The following is a 15,275-nucleotide window of genomic DNA, read 5'->3' as shown; positions in this document are numbered from 1 at the left end:
TACTTCCTGTTGGAACGCGATCTTTCCATTAAAGACGGCACGGTCGTTGCAACTCCCAAAATCTCGGGGTGTTGCAACGACCGCTAGAACTCAAGGAAGTGCCGCCGTCGTACTCTGCCCTTGACTGCTCTTAGCTGATCGAGCTTGGTTCCCCGGTGATTGAGCCTGCCGGGATTAAGGGGCCGTTATCGTGACGGGTACCTCGTTGTCCTGGCCCGCAACGCGCCGGACCCAGTTGCGCATGACCTGCGGGTCTGTGGGTTTGGTGAGCAGTGAGACCGCCACGTAGACCACGGCGGAGCTGATGAGGCCGAAGTAGATGGGCTCGTTGGCGAAGACGCCGTCCAGTGGGGCCTTGGCATTGATCTCCAGCACAATCATGGTGCCCAGGGTGACCACGGAGCCTGCGGCCATGGAGGCTGCCGCGGCCAGGCCGGTGCCGCGCTTCCACACCAGGCCGCCGAGGATGGCTACCAGGAGCCCGCCCACCAGGATGTCGTACGCGATGGTGAGGGCGGCCACCACGTCCTTGGTGATGATGGCGATGAGGATGGCAACGATGCCGAGGGACAGGACCCAGAACCGGTTGGCCCTGACGTCGTGTTCGGGGTTGTCGGTGTCGTCAGTGTTGATGTCCTTGCCGAACCAGCTGGCAACAAACGGCAGGACGTCGGCGCGGGCCACGGTGGCGGCGGCGATCAGGGCGCCGGAGGCGGTGGACATCATGGCTGCCACGGCTGCGGCGAGCACCAGTCCGCCGATGCCGACAGGCAGGATGGTCCGGGCAACCTCGGCGTAGACGTCGTCCTTGGCCGCGATGTCCATGCCGGACAGTGCCACGCTGGCCGCCATGCCGATCAGCGCGCCGGCAACACCGTAAAGGATGCAGTAGATGCCTGCGGTGGCGCCGCCCCAGCGGGCTACGCCCGGGGTTTTGGCCGTGAACACGCGCTGCCAGATGTCCTGGCCGATCAGCAGGCCCAGGGTGTAGACCACAAAGTACGTAATGATGGTCTGCAGGCCGATGCCGTCCATCTGGAAGAAACTTTCATCCACGCGGCTGCGGATGCCGTCCAGGCCGCCGGCCGCGTTGAGCGTGAAGGGGAGCATGAGCGCGAAGATGCCCACGGTCTTGATGACGAACTGAACCTGGTCCGCGAGGGTGATGGACCACATGCCGCCGATCGTGGAGTAGACCAGGACGATCGCGCCGCCGATGGCGATGGCGAGCCAGCGGTCCCAGCCGAAGAGGACCACAAAGATGGTGGCGTAGGCGCTGGTGGAGGTGGCGCACAGCATCAGTGTGTAGGCCAGCATCACGATGCCCGAGGTCTGCGTGGCCTTGCTGCCATAGCGAAGGGTGAGCATTTGGGAGACCGTGTAGATCTTCAGTTTCTGGATGGTGCCGGCGAAGAGGAGGCTCAGCAGCAGCACACCGGCACCGATGGCCACCACCAGCCACATGCCGGAGATGCCGAACTTGTAGCCGAGGCCCACGCCGCCCACTGTGGACGCTCCGCCGAGGACGACGGCGGCCATGGTGCCGGTGTAAAGGAACGGGCCCAGGCGGCGGCCGGCCACGAGGAAGTCGCTGTTGTTCTTGGTGCGGGACTTGCCCCACCAGCCGAATGCCAGCATTGCGATGAGATACACCACCACTATGGCGATGTTGACGAAGTTTGCGTCCATGTTGGGGCTCCTGGAGCTGGTCTGCTGCGAAGTGGATGTGGAGAATATTGCCTGATAGACAACACTTGTTGCCTAAAAGAGTATGTTGTGACGTGCGTAACAGTCAAGGGCGGCCGCGCCATCTTGTTGTTGAACGGGGCTCCCGCCGTGTCGCGGCCGCTACTGGCCACTAGGATTGCTCCAGAGATGGGGCCGGACCGCCGGCCATGAAAGGTCAGCATATGAAGGCACTGCCAGTCGAGCCGAGCAACATTCCGGTTGCCATCGGGTCCAGAATCCGTGCCGCCCGGCAGTCCCAGCGGCTGACCATCGAGCAGGTTGCCGACGCCACCGGGCTGACGAAGGGTTTCCTGAGCCGGGTGGAGCGGGACCTTACGTCGCCTTCGGTCGCTTCGCTGGTGACGTTGTGCCAGGTGCTGTCCATCTCCATCGGCGACTTGTTTGCAGCCCCGGAAACCCACCTGACCAAGCGGAACGACGGCCCCCGGATCTCCTTGGGTGGCGAAGGCATTGTGGAGCGGCTGCTCACAGCCCGGTCCGAGCGCCGCATCCAGATCATCCAGGCTGTGATTGAGCCCCATGGCCGGGGTGAAGCAGAGCTCTACGCAGTGGACTGCGATGTGGATGTGCTCCATGTGATCAAGGGCCGCATCCGCCTGATCCTGACCAACGAGGAATACGAGCTCAGCACCGGTGACACCGTGACCTTCCCGGGGCGCGAACCGCACACCTGGGTCAATCCCACTGACGAATCCGTTGAGGTTCTCTGGGTCCTGGTCCCGGCTGCGAGCCGGTAACTTCTCGATTTCCCAGGGGGCCGGCGTGCGTTCGTGCCCGGTTTGTTGCCCGCTTCCCGAGGTGCCGGCCCGAGTTGGTGTGGGCGGGGTCCGTATCGGGTCTGGCTGGGCCGGACCAACTGGGCTGGAGCGCACGCGCTCCGTGCGCGCGCCCGTCGGAAGGTGGAAGCCGCCCTGTGTGGATGGCGCGGACCGCCGGTGCCGCGCGTTCCTGCCCGATTTACTCCGCCTCTCGCTAGCTCGACGCCGGGGAAATTCCTGGGATTCTACGGAAGCGCCCGATGGGGGTTCGGGAGCTCCGGAGGTAACTGGGCTGGAAGGTACGGCGCCCGCAACCTGGAGAGTGAATGTGCCTCGCCGAACGGGGCGGCTGGGCCTCAAACGGAGCTGTTTGTAAACAGTTGATGCGCATTAGAAAACTTCGGGCTATGATGGGTGTCACATATGCCGATCAAATCCTCGAAGGAGAGGCTCACCGTGAAAGAGCTGCGCATCGAAGCCAACGGCAACCTTGGCCCGATCGATTCATCCCGCATCCCGCGTTATGCGGGCGCTGCCACGTACGCCCGCCTGCCGCGCCTGGACCAGGTGGCCAAGGCCGACGTGACGGTGGTGGGCGTGCCCTTCGACTCCGGCGTTTCGTACCGCCCCGGCGCCCGGTTCGGATCCAACCACATCCGGGAAGCCAGCCGCCTGCTGCGTCCGTATAACCCCGCCTGGGACGTCAGCCCGTTCGAAAACATCCAGGTGGCCGACGCCGGCGACATGGCGGTCAACCCGTTCAACATCAACGAAGCCATCGAAACTGTCCAGCAGAACGCCCTGGACCTGACTTCTGCCGGCAGCAAGCTCGTGACGCTCGGCGGGGACCACACCATCGCCCTGCCCCTGCTCCGCGCTGCAGCCGAACGCGCCGGCGGGCCCATCGCCATGCTGCACTTTGACGCCCACCTGGACACCTGGGACACCTACTTCGGTGCCGAATACACGCACGGCACTCCGTTCCGCCGGGCCGTCGAGGAAGGCATCCTGGACACGGAAGCCATCAGCCACATCGGCACCCGCGGGCCGCTCTACGGCAAAAAGGATCTCGACGACGACCACCGCTTTGGGTTCGGCATCGTCACCTCCGCCGACGTCTACTACCAGGGCGTCCTGGAGACGGTCGCCAAGGTCCGCGATCGGATCGGCAACCGCCCGCTGTACATCTCCGTGGACATCGACGTCCTGGATCCCGCCCACGCACCCGGCACCGGAACCCCCGAAGCCGGCGGCATCACCAGCCGCGAACTCCTGGAAATCATCCGGGGCTTCCGCGGCATGAACCTGGTGGGCGCCGACGTCGTCGAAGTGGCACCGGCCTACGACCACGCTGAAATCACCGGCGTAGCTGCCAGCCACGTGGCCTATGAACTGGTCACGCTGATGGCGGACAATGCAGTGGAAGGCGACCGCTTCGGCGCGGCCAACGGCTACGCCGCCCAGGCCCTCGGCCAGGAAGTCCGCCAGCCCGCCGGTTTCGCCGCCGCCACGAAGGAGTCCTAAGAATGATCGATTTCGATCCGGGCACAGCAGCCCCCACCAAGGGGACCAGCCAGCGCAACGGTGGGGACCTCGTCGTCGAGACCCTTGAAGCACTGGGCGCCAAGACGGTCTTTGGCATCCCTGGCCAGCACGCACTCGGCCTTTTCGACGCCATGGGCCGCGGCAACCTTCACTTCGTGTCCTCCCGCGTGGAGAACAACAGTGCCTTCGCCGCCGACGGTTATGCGCGCGCCACCGGGGAAGTGGGTGTGCTGTTCCTGTCCACCGGACCAGGCGCGCTGACGTCCCTCGCCGGCTTGCAGGAAGCATACGCGACGGGCGTGCCCATGGTGGTGGTGGCCAGCCAGATCCCGCTCGACGGGCTCGGCGCCCGCCGCAAGGGCATGCTCCACCAGCTCGATGACCAAAAGGCCTCGGCCGCCAACGTCACCAAGAGCCAGCGCCTCATCCAGCACGCCTCCGGCATCCCGTCGGCCATCCAGGATGCCTGGACCGAGGCAATCTCCTCGCCGCAGGGCCCGGTGTGGCTGGAAATCCCGCAGAATGTGCTGCTGGATCCCATCATGGTGCCCCCAGTAGAGGACGCCCTTGCCGAGGCGGCGGACAACCCGCCCCGGGTTGAGCTGGTCCGCGAAGCCGTGAAATGGCTGTCGACGGCGGAACGTCCGGCCATCATTGCCGGCGGCGGCACCAGGCGGGGCCGCGCTGAAAAGTCCTTGCTCTCCATTGCCGAAAAACTGCGGGCACCGGTGATCTGCACCCCGGGCGGCAACGGCGCGTTCCCTTGGAACCACGAACTTTCGCTGCAGTCCTGGATCGAGGACCGCCACATGACCGACGTGCTGGAGGATGCCGACGTCCTGATTGTGATCGGCTCGTCCCTGGGCGAGGTGACGTCCAACTACTTCACCTTCGAGCCCCGCGGCCGGATCATCCAGATCGACGCCGAACCGCGCGTGCTTGAGTCGAACCGGCCAGGCCTGGGCATCCGTGCCGACGCCGGCCAGGCGCTCGCCGCCCTCGACGAAGCCCTGCCGGCGCCGGTCGACACAACACGCAGCTGGCACGGCGTCCCGCCCGAAGTGCTGGTCAAGGAGTCCCTTGCCAAGGTGCGGGCCCGCCTCGAATCACAGGACCTGGCCAAGGAACTGAAGTTCATGGCAGACATCCGCGAAGCCGTACCGGCCGACATGCAGACCTTCTGGGACATGACCATCTCGGCGTACTGGGGCTGGAGCTGCTGGGATGCGCGGCAGGGCCAGTTCCACTCCGCCCAGGGCGCCGGGGGACTGGGCTACGGTTTCCCGGCAGCCATTGGCGGGGCCGTGGGGCTGGAAACGCTGGGCAGGTCCGGCCGCGTGCTCGCTGTATCGGGGGACGGTTCGTCCATGTACTCAATTTCCGAACTCGCCACCGCCAAGCAGCACAACGTCCCGGTCACCTGGCTGATTGTGGACGACGGCGGCTACGGCATCCTGCGCGAATACATGGTGGGTGCCTTCGGCAAGGCCACGGCCACCGAGCTCGCCCGTCCGGACTTCGTCAAGCTCGCCGAAGCGTTCGGTGTGCCGGCGACGCGCGTGGCCCCCGAGGACGTGGGGGACGCGCTCAAGGCGGGCTTCGCGGCCGACGGACCCAACGTCGTCGTGGTCGAAACCCTGCTCAGGATGTTCGGCCCCACCCACCTGGACCAGTAGCCCGGGCACAACTAAAAATCCGCTCCGCCGTAGCGCGGAACAACCCCAAGGCCCTGATCCGCAAGGATCGGGGCCTTGCTCGTCCCTTTAGTTTCCCAAAGCAACCATTTAGCGATATAGTTGCTTCAGGCAAACAACTGAGGAGATTTTCATCATGGCAGTCGCGCCGGACACCGCAGCGGACCTGGTCTACCGCATCTTCGATCTCCAAAGAGTGGTCCGCTGCGTGGCGGCGGCGAGCTTCCGCGGGCAGGATACGGGGGTCGCGCTGCAGGGCGTGCTCCGGTTTGTGGGGGAGGGGGAGTCACGCGCCACCCACCTCGCGGAGCGCCTTGGCGTCAGCGCCCCGGTCCTCAGCCGCCATATCGCGGACCTCGAGGAGCAGGGCTACGTCATCCGGCGGCAGGATCCCGACGACGGCCGGGCCCAGTTGGTTGCCTTGTCGCCGGCGGGCGTGGAGAAGCTCCGGCACATCGAGGAACACCGCGCGGCCACCTTGCAGGGCTACCTCAGCGACTGGAGCCAGGAAGATGCCGAAGACACGGCACGAATCCTGACCAGGCTCTCCGATTCCCTCAAACAATCAGCCCGGGCAACGGCGGCCGGACCCATCACCACCCAAGCACCCCAGGAGCACTGATATGTCCAGCCAGTCACCCGCCGCACCACCCATAGAGATGACGCACCGCCAGATCATGGAAGCCCTGACCGGGCTCCTGGCGGCGTTTTTCACCGCCATCCTCAGCAGCACCATCGTGGCCAACGCGCTGCCCACCATCATGTCGGACCTCCACGGCACGCAGACCGACTTCGCATGGGTGATCACCGCCGCGCTGCTGGCGAACGCCGTCACCACCCCCATCTGGGGAAAACTGTCCGACCTCTTCAACAAGAAGCTGCTGGTCCAGCTGAGCATCGTCATCTTCGTGGCGGGCTCGGTCATGGCCGGACTCTCCGAGACCATCCCGCTGCTGCTCACCGCACGCGTCATCCAGGGCGTGGCCATGGGTGGACTCACCGCACTGGCGCAGTCCATCATCGGCACCATGATCCCGCCCAGGGACCGCGGCAAATATTCCGGCTACATGGGCGCCGTGATGGCTGCAGGAACAGCCGGCGGCCCGCTCCTCGGCGGATTCATCGTGGACAGCCCGCTGGGCTGGCGCTGGACGTTCTTCGTCTGCGTGCCGCTCGCCGTCGTCGCGCTCATCCTGCTCCAGGTCACCCTGAAGATCCAGCACATCAAACGCCCGGCCAAGATCGACTGGCTCGGGTCCATCCTGCTTACCTCCGGCGTCAGCCTGCTCCTGATCTGGGTCTCCTTCGCCGGCAACCCCGCCTACTACGACTGGGTTTCCTGGCAGTCGGCCGCCATGGTGGGCGGCGGCGTGGTGCTGCTGGCCCTGCTGGTGCTGGTGGAATCCAAGGTTGAGCAGCCCATCATTCCGCTGAAGATCATCTCCGAACGCACCACCGCCCTGGCCATCCTCGCCTCGGTGGCCGTGGGCATCGCGATGTTCGGCTCCACCACCTTCCTGGGCCAGTACTTCCAGGTAGCCCGCGGCGCCACCCCCACCGAAGCAGGGCTCCTGACCCTTCCCATGATTGCCGGCAACCTCACCGGCTCCGTTCTTTCGGGGCTGCTGATCAGCCGCACCGGCAAATGGAAGGGCTACCTGATCGGCGGTTCCATCCTGCTGATCGGCGGACTGGGCCTCGCGGGAACCATGGACCACACCACCGAACTGTGGCAGGCCGGGATCTTCACGGCCATCCTTGGCCTTGGCCTGGGCATGCTGATGCAGAACCTGGTACTCGCCGTCCAGAACACGGTCCGCGCCTCGGACATCGGCACGGCCAGCGCGTCAGTGGCCTTCTTCCGCTCGGTGGGCGGGGCGATCGGCGTCGCCGTCCTCGGTGCCGTGCTCAGCAGCCGGGTCAGTGAGCTCGCCACGCAGGGCCTGGCGGCGGCCGGTATCCCGGTGACGGGCGGCTCAGCTGCGGCCAGCATGGACCTGGTGGACATGCCCGCACCGGTCCGGGAGATCATGCGCGCCGCCTACGGCGATGCCACCGCCGAGGTCTTCCTGATCTCCGCAGGCGTGGCCGTGGTGGCGCTGCTCTCGGTCCTGTTCATCAAGGAACGCCCGCTGCGGCGCACCGTGGACATCCAGCCGGACGTCGCGCCGGACGCCAGCGCGGAAAGCGCGACGCCGGAACTCGTTTCCGCGAACCGCTGACCGGAGCTCCGGCGCCTGGGCGCCAACGGCCACTTGAGCCCCGCCAGCCGGGCCTTCAAGGGGGCCGTTGGTGGCGGTTAACCGGCTCCGGTACGTCCAGCGGATGATTTTTCCCGGAGATGTTTCGCCCGGGCAACGGATTTCGTACAGTGGGTAGGCTAAGAATGTCAGCCTCTGCTGCTACTACTTGTCTCACCATTTCGCGCTCTCTCCCTTAAGGACCCGTGGGCATGCTTCTGACCCTGATACGGCGCTACTCCAAGCCGTATACGCCGTACATCGTGGCCGTCATCGTTTTCCAGCTGGCATCCACCATCGCAGCGCTCTACCTGCCCAGCCTCAACGCCCAGATCATCGATGAAGGTGTCTCCCGAGGGGACACGGATTTCATTTGGCGCACCGGAGCCGTGATGCTCCTGGTTGCCATAGTCCAGGTGGGCACCGCCATCGCCGGCGTCTACTACGGCTCCAAGACGGCCATGGCCGTGGGCCGCGACCTGCGCCGCGGGGTGTTCCGCAAGGTCACCAGCTTCTCTGCGAAGGACGTCAACACGTTCGGTGCGCCCACGCTCATCACCCGCGGCACGAACGACGTCCAGCAGGTCCAGATGCTCGTACTGATGGGCCTGAACTTCATGGTGGCCACGCCCATCATGTGCATCGGCGGCATCATCATGGCGCTGCGCGAGGACCTCAACCTGTCCTGGCTGGTCTGGGTCTCCGTGCCGGTGCTGATCCTCGTGGTGGGCTACCTCGTGGTGCGGCTGATGCCGCTCTTCCGTGCCATGCAGAAGAAGATTGACCGGATCAACGCTGTCCTGCGTGAGCAGATCATCGGCATCAGGGTGGTCCGCGCCTTTGTCCGCGAACCCTATGAGACAGACCGTTTTGGTGTGGCCAACAAGGACCTGACGGACGTTTCGTTGAAGATCGGTGCCCTGTTTGTCCTGATGTTCCCGGCCATCGGCATGATCCTGCACCTCTCCACCGCAGCAGTCCTGTGGTTCGGCGGCCAGCGCGTGGATTCCGGCGAGATGCAGGTGGGTGCCCTGACCGCCTTCCTGCAGTATCTGCTGCAGATCCTGATCGCCGTCATGATGGGCACCTTCATGGCCATGATGATTCCCCGGGCCTCCGTCTGTGCGGACCGCATCGGTGAAGTGCTCGACGTCGAACCCTCCATCCACGATCCTGAACATCCCGAAACGCCCGCCGCCCTCGCCGGGGTGGTGGAGTACCGGAACGTCACCTTTGCCTACCCCGGTGCCGAGTCGCCGGTCCTGAGTAACGTCAGCTTCACCGCCAAGCCGGGGGAGACCGTGGCCATCATCGGCTCCACCGGTGCAGGCAAGACCTCGCTGCTGTCCCTGCTGCCGCGCCTCTACGACATCGCCGAGGGCGAGGTCCTGCTGGACGGCGTCTCCGTCGCCAACCTGGACCGGGCCGAGATCACCAAACGCGTTGCCCTGGTCCCGCAGCGTCCTTACCTCTTCTCGGGCACCATCGAGCACAACCTGCGCTTTGGCAAGACCGAAGCCACTGACCAGGAACTCTGGGACGCGCTGCAGGTTGCCCAGGGCGAAGACTTCGTCCGCGAGAAGAAAAACGGCTTGAACGCCCGCATTTCACAGGGCGGCACCAACGTCTCCGGCGGCCAGCGGCAACGGCTCTGCATCGCCCGCGCCCTGGTCACCAAGCCCAAGGTGTACCTCTTTGACGATTCCTTCTCGGCACTGGACGTGGCCACCGATGCAAGGCTCCGCGCCGCACTGAAACGGACCACCGCCGATGCCACCGTGATCATCGTGGCCCAGCGGATCTCCACAATCACCGAGGCTGACCAGATCCTGGTCCTGGACAACGGCCGGATCGTGGACCGCGGAACGCACGAGGAACTCCTGGAAACCTCGCCCACCTACCAGGAAATTGTTGAATCCCAGCTAAGCGTGGAGGAAATGGCATGAGCGCCGCCAAGAAGGACTCGACAGGCTCCACCACCGAAACGACGCCCGCCACCACCGCGTCAGGCACCGCGACCCCCGAGGAGCTCCTGGAGGACGACGAATTCTTCGAAGAGGAATACAAGCCCTCCGAGGCGGACGGCGACATGTTCGGCGGCATGCCGGCCAAGAAGGCAGAGCACTTCTGGCCGTCCGCAAAGCGCCTGATGGGACTGCTGAAGCCCGAAGCCGCCGGCATCTACGCCGTGGTGGCCCTGGTGGTGGTCTCAGTGGTACTGAACGTCATCGCCCCCAAGATCCTCGGCCAGGCCATGGACGTGATCTTCGGCGGGGTAGTAGGCAAACAGCTGCCCGCAGGCGCAAGCAAGGACGAGTTCGTTGAAGGCCTGCGCCAGCAGGGGCAGGACAACTTTGCGGACATGATCGCGAAAATGGAACTGGTCCCCGGCACAGGGATCGACTTCCAGAAGCTCTCCGTCCTGATTGCCATCGTGCTGCTGATGTACTTCGTGGCCAACATCTTCCTGTGGCTGCAGGGCTACGTGCTGAACCGGATCGTCATGAAGGTGATCCGCAAGCTCCGGGACGATACCGAAAAGAAACTGAACCGGCTCCCGCTGAACTACTTCGACACCCGCCAGCGCGGCGACGTGCTCTCCCGGGTGACGAACGACGTCGACAACGTCCAGCAGGCGCTGCAGCAGGCCTTCGCGCAGCTCATCAGCTCACTCCTGACCGTCATCGGCATTGTCATCATGATGTTCATCGTCTCGTGGCAGCTCGCCCTGATCGCCCTGATCGCACTTCCGCTCTCAGGCGTTGCGGCGGGCATCATCGGTTCGAGAAGCCAGAAGCTCTTTGCCGCCCAGTGGAAGAACACCGGCTCGCTGAACGGCCAGATCGAGGAGTCCTTCTCCGGGCACGATCTGGTCCGCGTCTTCGGCCGTGACGCGGACATGCTGGCACGCTTCGAAGAACGCAACGAGGAGCTGTACAAGGCCAGCTTCGGCGCCCAGTTCGTCTCCGGCATGATCTTCCCGGTCATGCAGTTCGTCTCCTACCTCAGCTACGTGGGCATCGCCGTGGTGGGCGGCCTGCGGGTGGCTTCAGGCTCGATGTCGCTCGGCGACGCCACGGCGTTCATCCAGTACTCACGGGAGTTCACGCAGCCGCTGGGGCAGATGGCCGGCATGGCCAACATGCTGCAGTCCGGTGTGGCCTCCTCCGAGCGGGTCTTCGAGTTCCTCGACGCCGACGAACAGGACGCCGAGACCGCCACCGACCACCTGCCGGCCAAGACCGACGGGCACGTGGAGTTCCGGAACGTCACGTTCAGCTACACCGAAGACAGGAAGCTGATCGAGGACCTGTCCTTCACGGCCGAGCCCGGGCACACCGTGGCAATCGTCGGGCCCACGGGTGCGGGCAAGACCACCCTGGTCAACCTGGTGATGCGCTTCTACGAGCTCAACTCCGGGTCCATCACCCTGGACGGCGTGGATGTGACCAAGCTGAGCCGCTCCGAGCTGCGGTCCAAGGTGGGCATGGTGCTCCAGGACGCCTGGCTGTTCGGCGGGTCCATTTACGACAACATCCGGTACGGCAACCTGGACGCCACCGAAGAGCAGGTGATGGCTGCGGCGAAGGCCACCTTCGTGGACCGCTTTGTGCGCGCCCTGCCCGATGGCTACGACACGGTGATCGATGAGGAAGGCAACAACGTCAGCGCCGGTGAGAAGCAGCTCATCACCATCGCCCGCGCCTTTGTAGCCAACCCCTCGCTGCTCATCCTGGATGAAGCCACCAGCTCCGTAGACACCCGCACCGAGCTGCTGGTCCAGAAGGCCATGGCGGCGCTGCGGACGGACCGGACCAGCTTTGTGATCGCCCACCGGCTTTCCACCATCCGCGACGCCGACACCATCCTGGTGATGGAGAACGGCCAGATCGTGGAGCAGGGCAACCACAAGGCACTGCTGGCCGCCGAGGGTGCGTACTACCGGCTGTACAGGTCCCAGTTCGCCGGTTCCGACCTTGAGGAAACCGTTGTGGACGATTCGACGGCGGTCCACAGCTGAGCGCGGTGGAAGCCGGGGCTGAGGGCCCCGGCACCCCGGCAGAAGCCTTGGCCGCCGGCGAGCCTCTGGCAACCGGCAGCCACAGCAACCCTGAACCCCGGCGCATCGAGGTCCTTGTCCCGATGCGCTGGGGGGACATGGACGCCTACGGGCACATCAACAACGTCCAGATTGTGCGGATGCTGGAGGAGGCCCGGATCGCTGCGTTCGGGCCGCCGCGGGGCACCGGCATGCCGGGCATCGAGCCGGAAGTCGCCCTCTTCAACGAGGTCCCAGAGGGAACACTGGCGCTGGTGGTGGACCACAAGATTCGCTACGTGAAGACCCTCGAGTACCGCAACGTCCCTGCCGTCGTGCAGGTGTGGATCGGGGCCGTGAAGGGCGCCAGCTTCGACATCCACTACGTTGTGCAGGACCCCGTCACCCGGGTGGACTGCGTCCGGGCCAGCAGCCATCTGGCGTTCGTGGACGAGTCGTCCGGGCGCATCCTTCGCCTGACCCCGGAGCAGAAGGAGCGGATGGCACCGTTCACTTTTTGAGGTGCGCTCTTTCCAGCGGCACGCTCAAACCCCTCAGGCTGCACTAGCCTCCTCTCTCACACCCGCACCTGTTGCAAGGGCGGAGTACACACCTGAAACTGGGTATATCCACAAAGGAGCATTGATTATGGCCAAGAAAACCAAAAAGACCTGGAAAGAAATGTCACCGGCGGCACGGGCGAGCTTCGTGGTCATCGGCATCGTGCAGGTTTCACTGATGATCGCCGCCCAGCGGGACATCAGCAGGCGACCGGCTGAGCAAATCAACGGACCCAAGGCGGCCTGGCGGATGGCCTCAATGATCAACTTCATCGGACCGATGGGCTACTTCGTTTTGGGGCGCAAACGGCCCGGAGCAGTCACATAGGACTACGCGGGGAACTCCAGGCAGACTTCGGGCGGACAGGGACCTTGGAGCACGCATCCAGCTTGAGCCTGTAAATTTGAAGCCATGACCCCTGCCCCAAAGACTGCAATGCACCGCGCCCTCGGAGTCTCGAAGGAGATCGAGGACGCGGCATGGTTTGTGCTGGGACCTGGCCTGCAGGGCAAGCCCTCGGCCCTGGACGGCCGCACCCTGACTTGGACGGCGGAGGCGGCAGCCGAGCTGCTGGAACGCCTGGAACGGGGAGTCCCGGACGCAAAGGCGCCCATGATGACCAACCTTCGGCAGAACCTCGAGGATGCCTCCCGTGAGGCTAAACAGCTCGCCGTTGAACTGCTTTTCCTGCAGTCGCTGCCGCTGGCCCACGAGGTCAAGTCGCTGAAGGTCAAGCGCGCCCGCGTCGCTGAGGCAGCGTCCTGGCTGGAGCCTGAGCTGGAGCTGCCTGAAGAACTGTACAAGGGCATGACGGACCACGGCGTGATCAGGGACCGCACCGCCGAATTCAACTGGACCATCTGGGACCACCTGAAGTGGCTCTGCCGCTTTGTGCAGCACGTGGACCAGCAGGTTCCGGCGGCCATCAACAAGGCCCTGAAGGATCCGCTGAAGTTCCACGAACTGGCCGCCGGCACCCCGGACGACCAGCCTGCCATCCGGCGCAGCATTGAGTACCTCGCCTGGCCCAGCTACTTCGAACCGGTGGTGGCCGACGTCGAACGCCGGGAAATCCGTGACGCCTTTGCCTCCCTGGTTGGGGGCGCCAACGGTGATTCGGATGAGGAGATCACCGCCGACATCCACCGCATCCGCCTGCACCTGGACGAGCAGGCCGGGCAGCGCATCGACTGGTACGCCCGCCAGCTGGTCAGCCAGTGGCGCAAAGTAGGGGATCCCGGCCGCCGGGCCTGGCTGCTGCGGACCCACAGCGACAACGCCGAGCTCCTCGCCGCGTGGCAGGACGAGGGAAAAGTGACGCTCCACGTGGAGCATCTCCGCCACCTCGATTCCGGTGTGACTGCCGGGCTGGTGCAGCATGCAGTGGACGAGGACTACAAGCACCTGGGCTATGTGGAGCGCGAGGACACCAAGACCGCGGTCTTCGCGTTCCTGACGGTCATGAAGCCGGGCGACCTTGTCCTGTACCAGAGCTCGGGCACGGTCCGGCTCGGCGTGGTGCTGGGCGAGCCTGAGCACAACGAGGACAACCGGCGGATGCTGCGGAAGGTGCGCTGGCTCGACGACGAAGGCCACGCCACGGCAGAGCTGCCCCGTCACGTCCAGCGCCAGTTGGCCACGGCCGGAATCATCGTGGACGTCACCAAAGTGGTGCAGGCGCTCCAGGCGCTCGTCCCGGGGGAGGCGGAACCGGACGACGACGACCCCGCCACGGCCGCCGTCGAGATCGTCCCGGTGCAGGATGGGTTCCGCCCGCTGAGCCGCGACTTCGCCGATTCGCTCCACATGGACCTCGAACCGCTGCAGGAGATCGCGGAACTGCTGGAGGAGAACCGCCAGCTGGTCCTCTACGGCCCGCCGGGAACGGGCAAGACGTACCTGGCCAAGCACCTTGCCGCGGAGCTCGCGCAGGACAGTACCGACGAGCGGGTGAAGCTGGTGCAGTTCCACCCGTCGTACGCCTACGAGGACTTCTTCGAGGGCTACCGGCCGGACAAGACTGACGAGGGTCAGGTGTCCTTCAAGCTTGTGGCCGGGCCGCTGCGCCGCCTGGCGGAGGAAGCTGCCAAGCCCGGGAATGAAAAGAAGCCCTATTTCCTCATCATCGACGAGATGAACCGAGCCAACCTGGCCAAGGTGTTCGGCGAGCTGTACTTCCTGCTGGAGTACCGCGATGACCGTATCTACCTGCAGTACAGCCCCAACGAACCGTTCACGCTGCCGGACAACCTGTACATCATCGGCACCATGAACACCGCGGACCGGTCCATCGCCATGATGGATGCCGCCATCCGGCGCCGGTTCGCGTTCATCGAGCTGCATCCGCAGACCGAGCCGGTGAAGGGATCGCTGCTGCGGTTCCTGCAGGCACGGCAGCTGGACACCACGCCCGCGCTGCTCCTCGATGCGCTCAACGCCGCCATCGACGAGTGGGACCGGGACCTGATGATCGGCCCGTCGTACTTCATGAAGCCGGCGGCGCAGACGCCGGCCGGGCTCCGCCGGATCTGGAAGTACGAGCTCATGCCTTTGCTGGAGGAGCACTACCACGGCCAGCTGACGCGGGCACAGCTGGAGGAGCGGTTCGGACTGGAGCCGTTGCTGGGACGCCTTGCGGCCAGCTAAGAAACGGCTGCCTCCCAAGCAGCTCCCAACGAAACCGCCACAG

At 65.1% G+C, this 15,275-nt stretch carries 11 protein-coding genes; 10 read left to right on the top strand and 1 reads right to left on the bottom strand.

The annotated features are described in order from the left end of the window. Window positions 1-174 precede the first annotated feature (174 nt). On the bottom strand, window positions 175-1,689 hold the full coding sequence (locus J2808_RS12390) for a sodium:solute symporter family protein (protein WP_309816685.1): 1,515 nt from the start codon (window positions 1,687-1,689) through the stop codon (window positions 175-177). A 221-nt stretch (window positions 1,690-1,910) separates the two neighbouring features. Here J2808_RS12390 and J2808_RS12385 point away from each other — a divergent pair, with 221 nt between their 5' ends. The 10 genes from J2808_RS12385 to J2808_RS12340 all read left to right on the top strand — a co-directional run bounded on the left by J2808_RS12385 (window position 1,911) and on the right by J2808_RS12340 (window position 15,232). Beyond that, on the top strand, window positions 1,911-2,486 hold the full coding sequence (locus J2808_RS12385; protein ID WP_309816682.1) for a helix-turn-helix domain-containing protein: 576 nt from the start codon (window positions 1,911-1,913) through the stop codon (window positions 2,484-2,486). A gap of 477 nt (window positions 2,487-2,963) precedes the next feature. Next, entirely contained in the window at window positions 2,964-4,031 is a 1,068-nt protein-coding gene (speB, locus tag J2808_RS12380; RefSeq protein ID WP_309816679.1) for an agmatinase, read from the top strand. Window positions 4,032-4,033: 2 nt separating this feature from the next. Next, entirely contained in the window at window positions 4,034-5,728 is a 1,695-nt protein-coding gene (locus J2808_RS12375; RefSeq protein ID WP_309816676.1) for a thiamine pyrophosphate-binding protein, read from the top strand. Window positions 5,729-5,882: 154 nt separating this feature from the next. Further along, a complete protein-coding gene (locus tag J2808_RS12370; RefSeq protein ID WP_309816673.1) occupies window positions 5,883-6,368 on the top strand; it encodes a MarR family winged helix-turn-helix transcriptional regulator in 486 nt (161 codons plus the stop codon). A 1-nt stretch (window position 6,369) separates the two neighbouring features. Beyond that, window positions 6,370-7,968, top strand: a complete 1,599-nt coding sequence (locus J2808_RS12365) for an MFS transporter (RefSeq protein ID WP_309816669.1) — start codon at window positions 6,370-6,372, stop codon at window positions 7,966-7,968. 230 nt (window positions 7,969-8,198) lie between these two features. After that, window positions 8,199-9,932: an ABC transporter ATP-binding protein gene (locus tag J2808_RS12360; RefSeq protein WP_309816666.1), complete on the top strand. Its 1,734-nt coding sequence runs from the start codon at window positions 8,199-8,201 to the stop codon at window positions 9,930-9,932. Then, complete coding sequence (locus tag J2808_RS12355; RefSeq protein ID WP_309816663.1) at window positions 9,929-12,007, top strand: ABC transporter ATP-binding protein; 2,079 nt, start codon at window positions 9,929-9,931, stop codon at window positions 12,005-12,007. Before J2808_RS12360 ends, J2808_RS12355 begins: the two co-directional genes overlap by 4 nt. A gap of 122 nt (window positions 12,008-12,129) precedes the next feature. After that, window positions 12,130-12,546: an acyl-CoA thioesterase gene (locus J2808_RS12350; protein ID WP_309816745.1), complete on the top strand. Its 417-nt coding sequence runs from the start codon at window positions 12,130-12,132 to the stop codon at window positions 12,544-12,546. Between the two features lie 127 nt (window positions 12,547-12,673). Beyond that, complete coding sequence (locus J2808_RS12345) at window positions 12,674-12,913, top strand: hypothetical protein (protein ID WP_309816660.1); 240 nt, start codon at window positions 12,674-12,676, stop codon at window positions 12,911-12,913. Between the two features lie 84 nt (window positions 12,914-12,997). Then, on the top strand, window positions 12,998-15,232 hold the full coding sequence (locus J2808_RS12340) for an McrB family protein (protein ID WP_309816658.1): 2,235 nt from the start codon (window positions 12,998-13,000) through the stop codon (window positions 15,230-15,232). Window positions 15,233-15,275: the final 43 nt, after the last annotated feature.

This window comes from Pseudarthrobacter sulfonivorans, assembly GCF_031454915.1.
Classification (GTDB): domain Bacteria; phylum Actinomycetota; class Actinomycetes; order Actinomycetales; family Micrococcaceae; genus Arthrobacter; species Arthrobacter sulfonivorans_C.
This window is presented reverse-complemented; position numbering and strand designations above follow the sequence as displayed.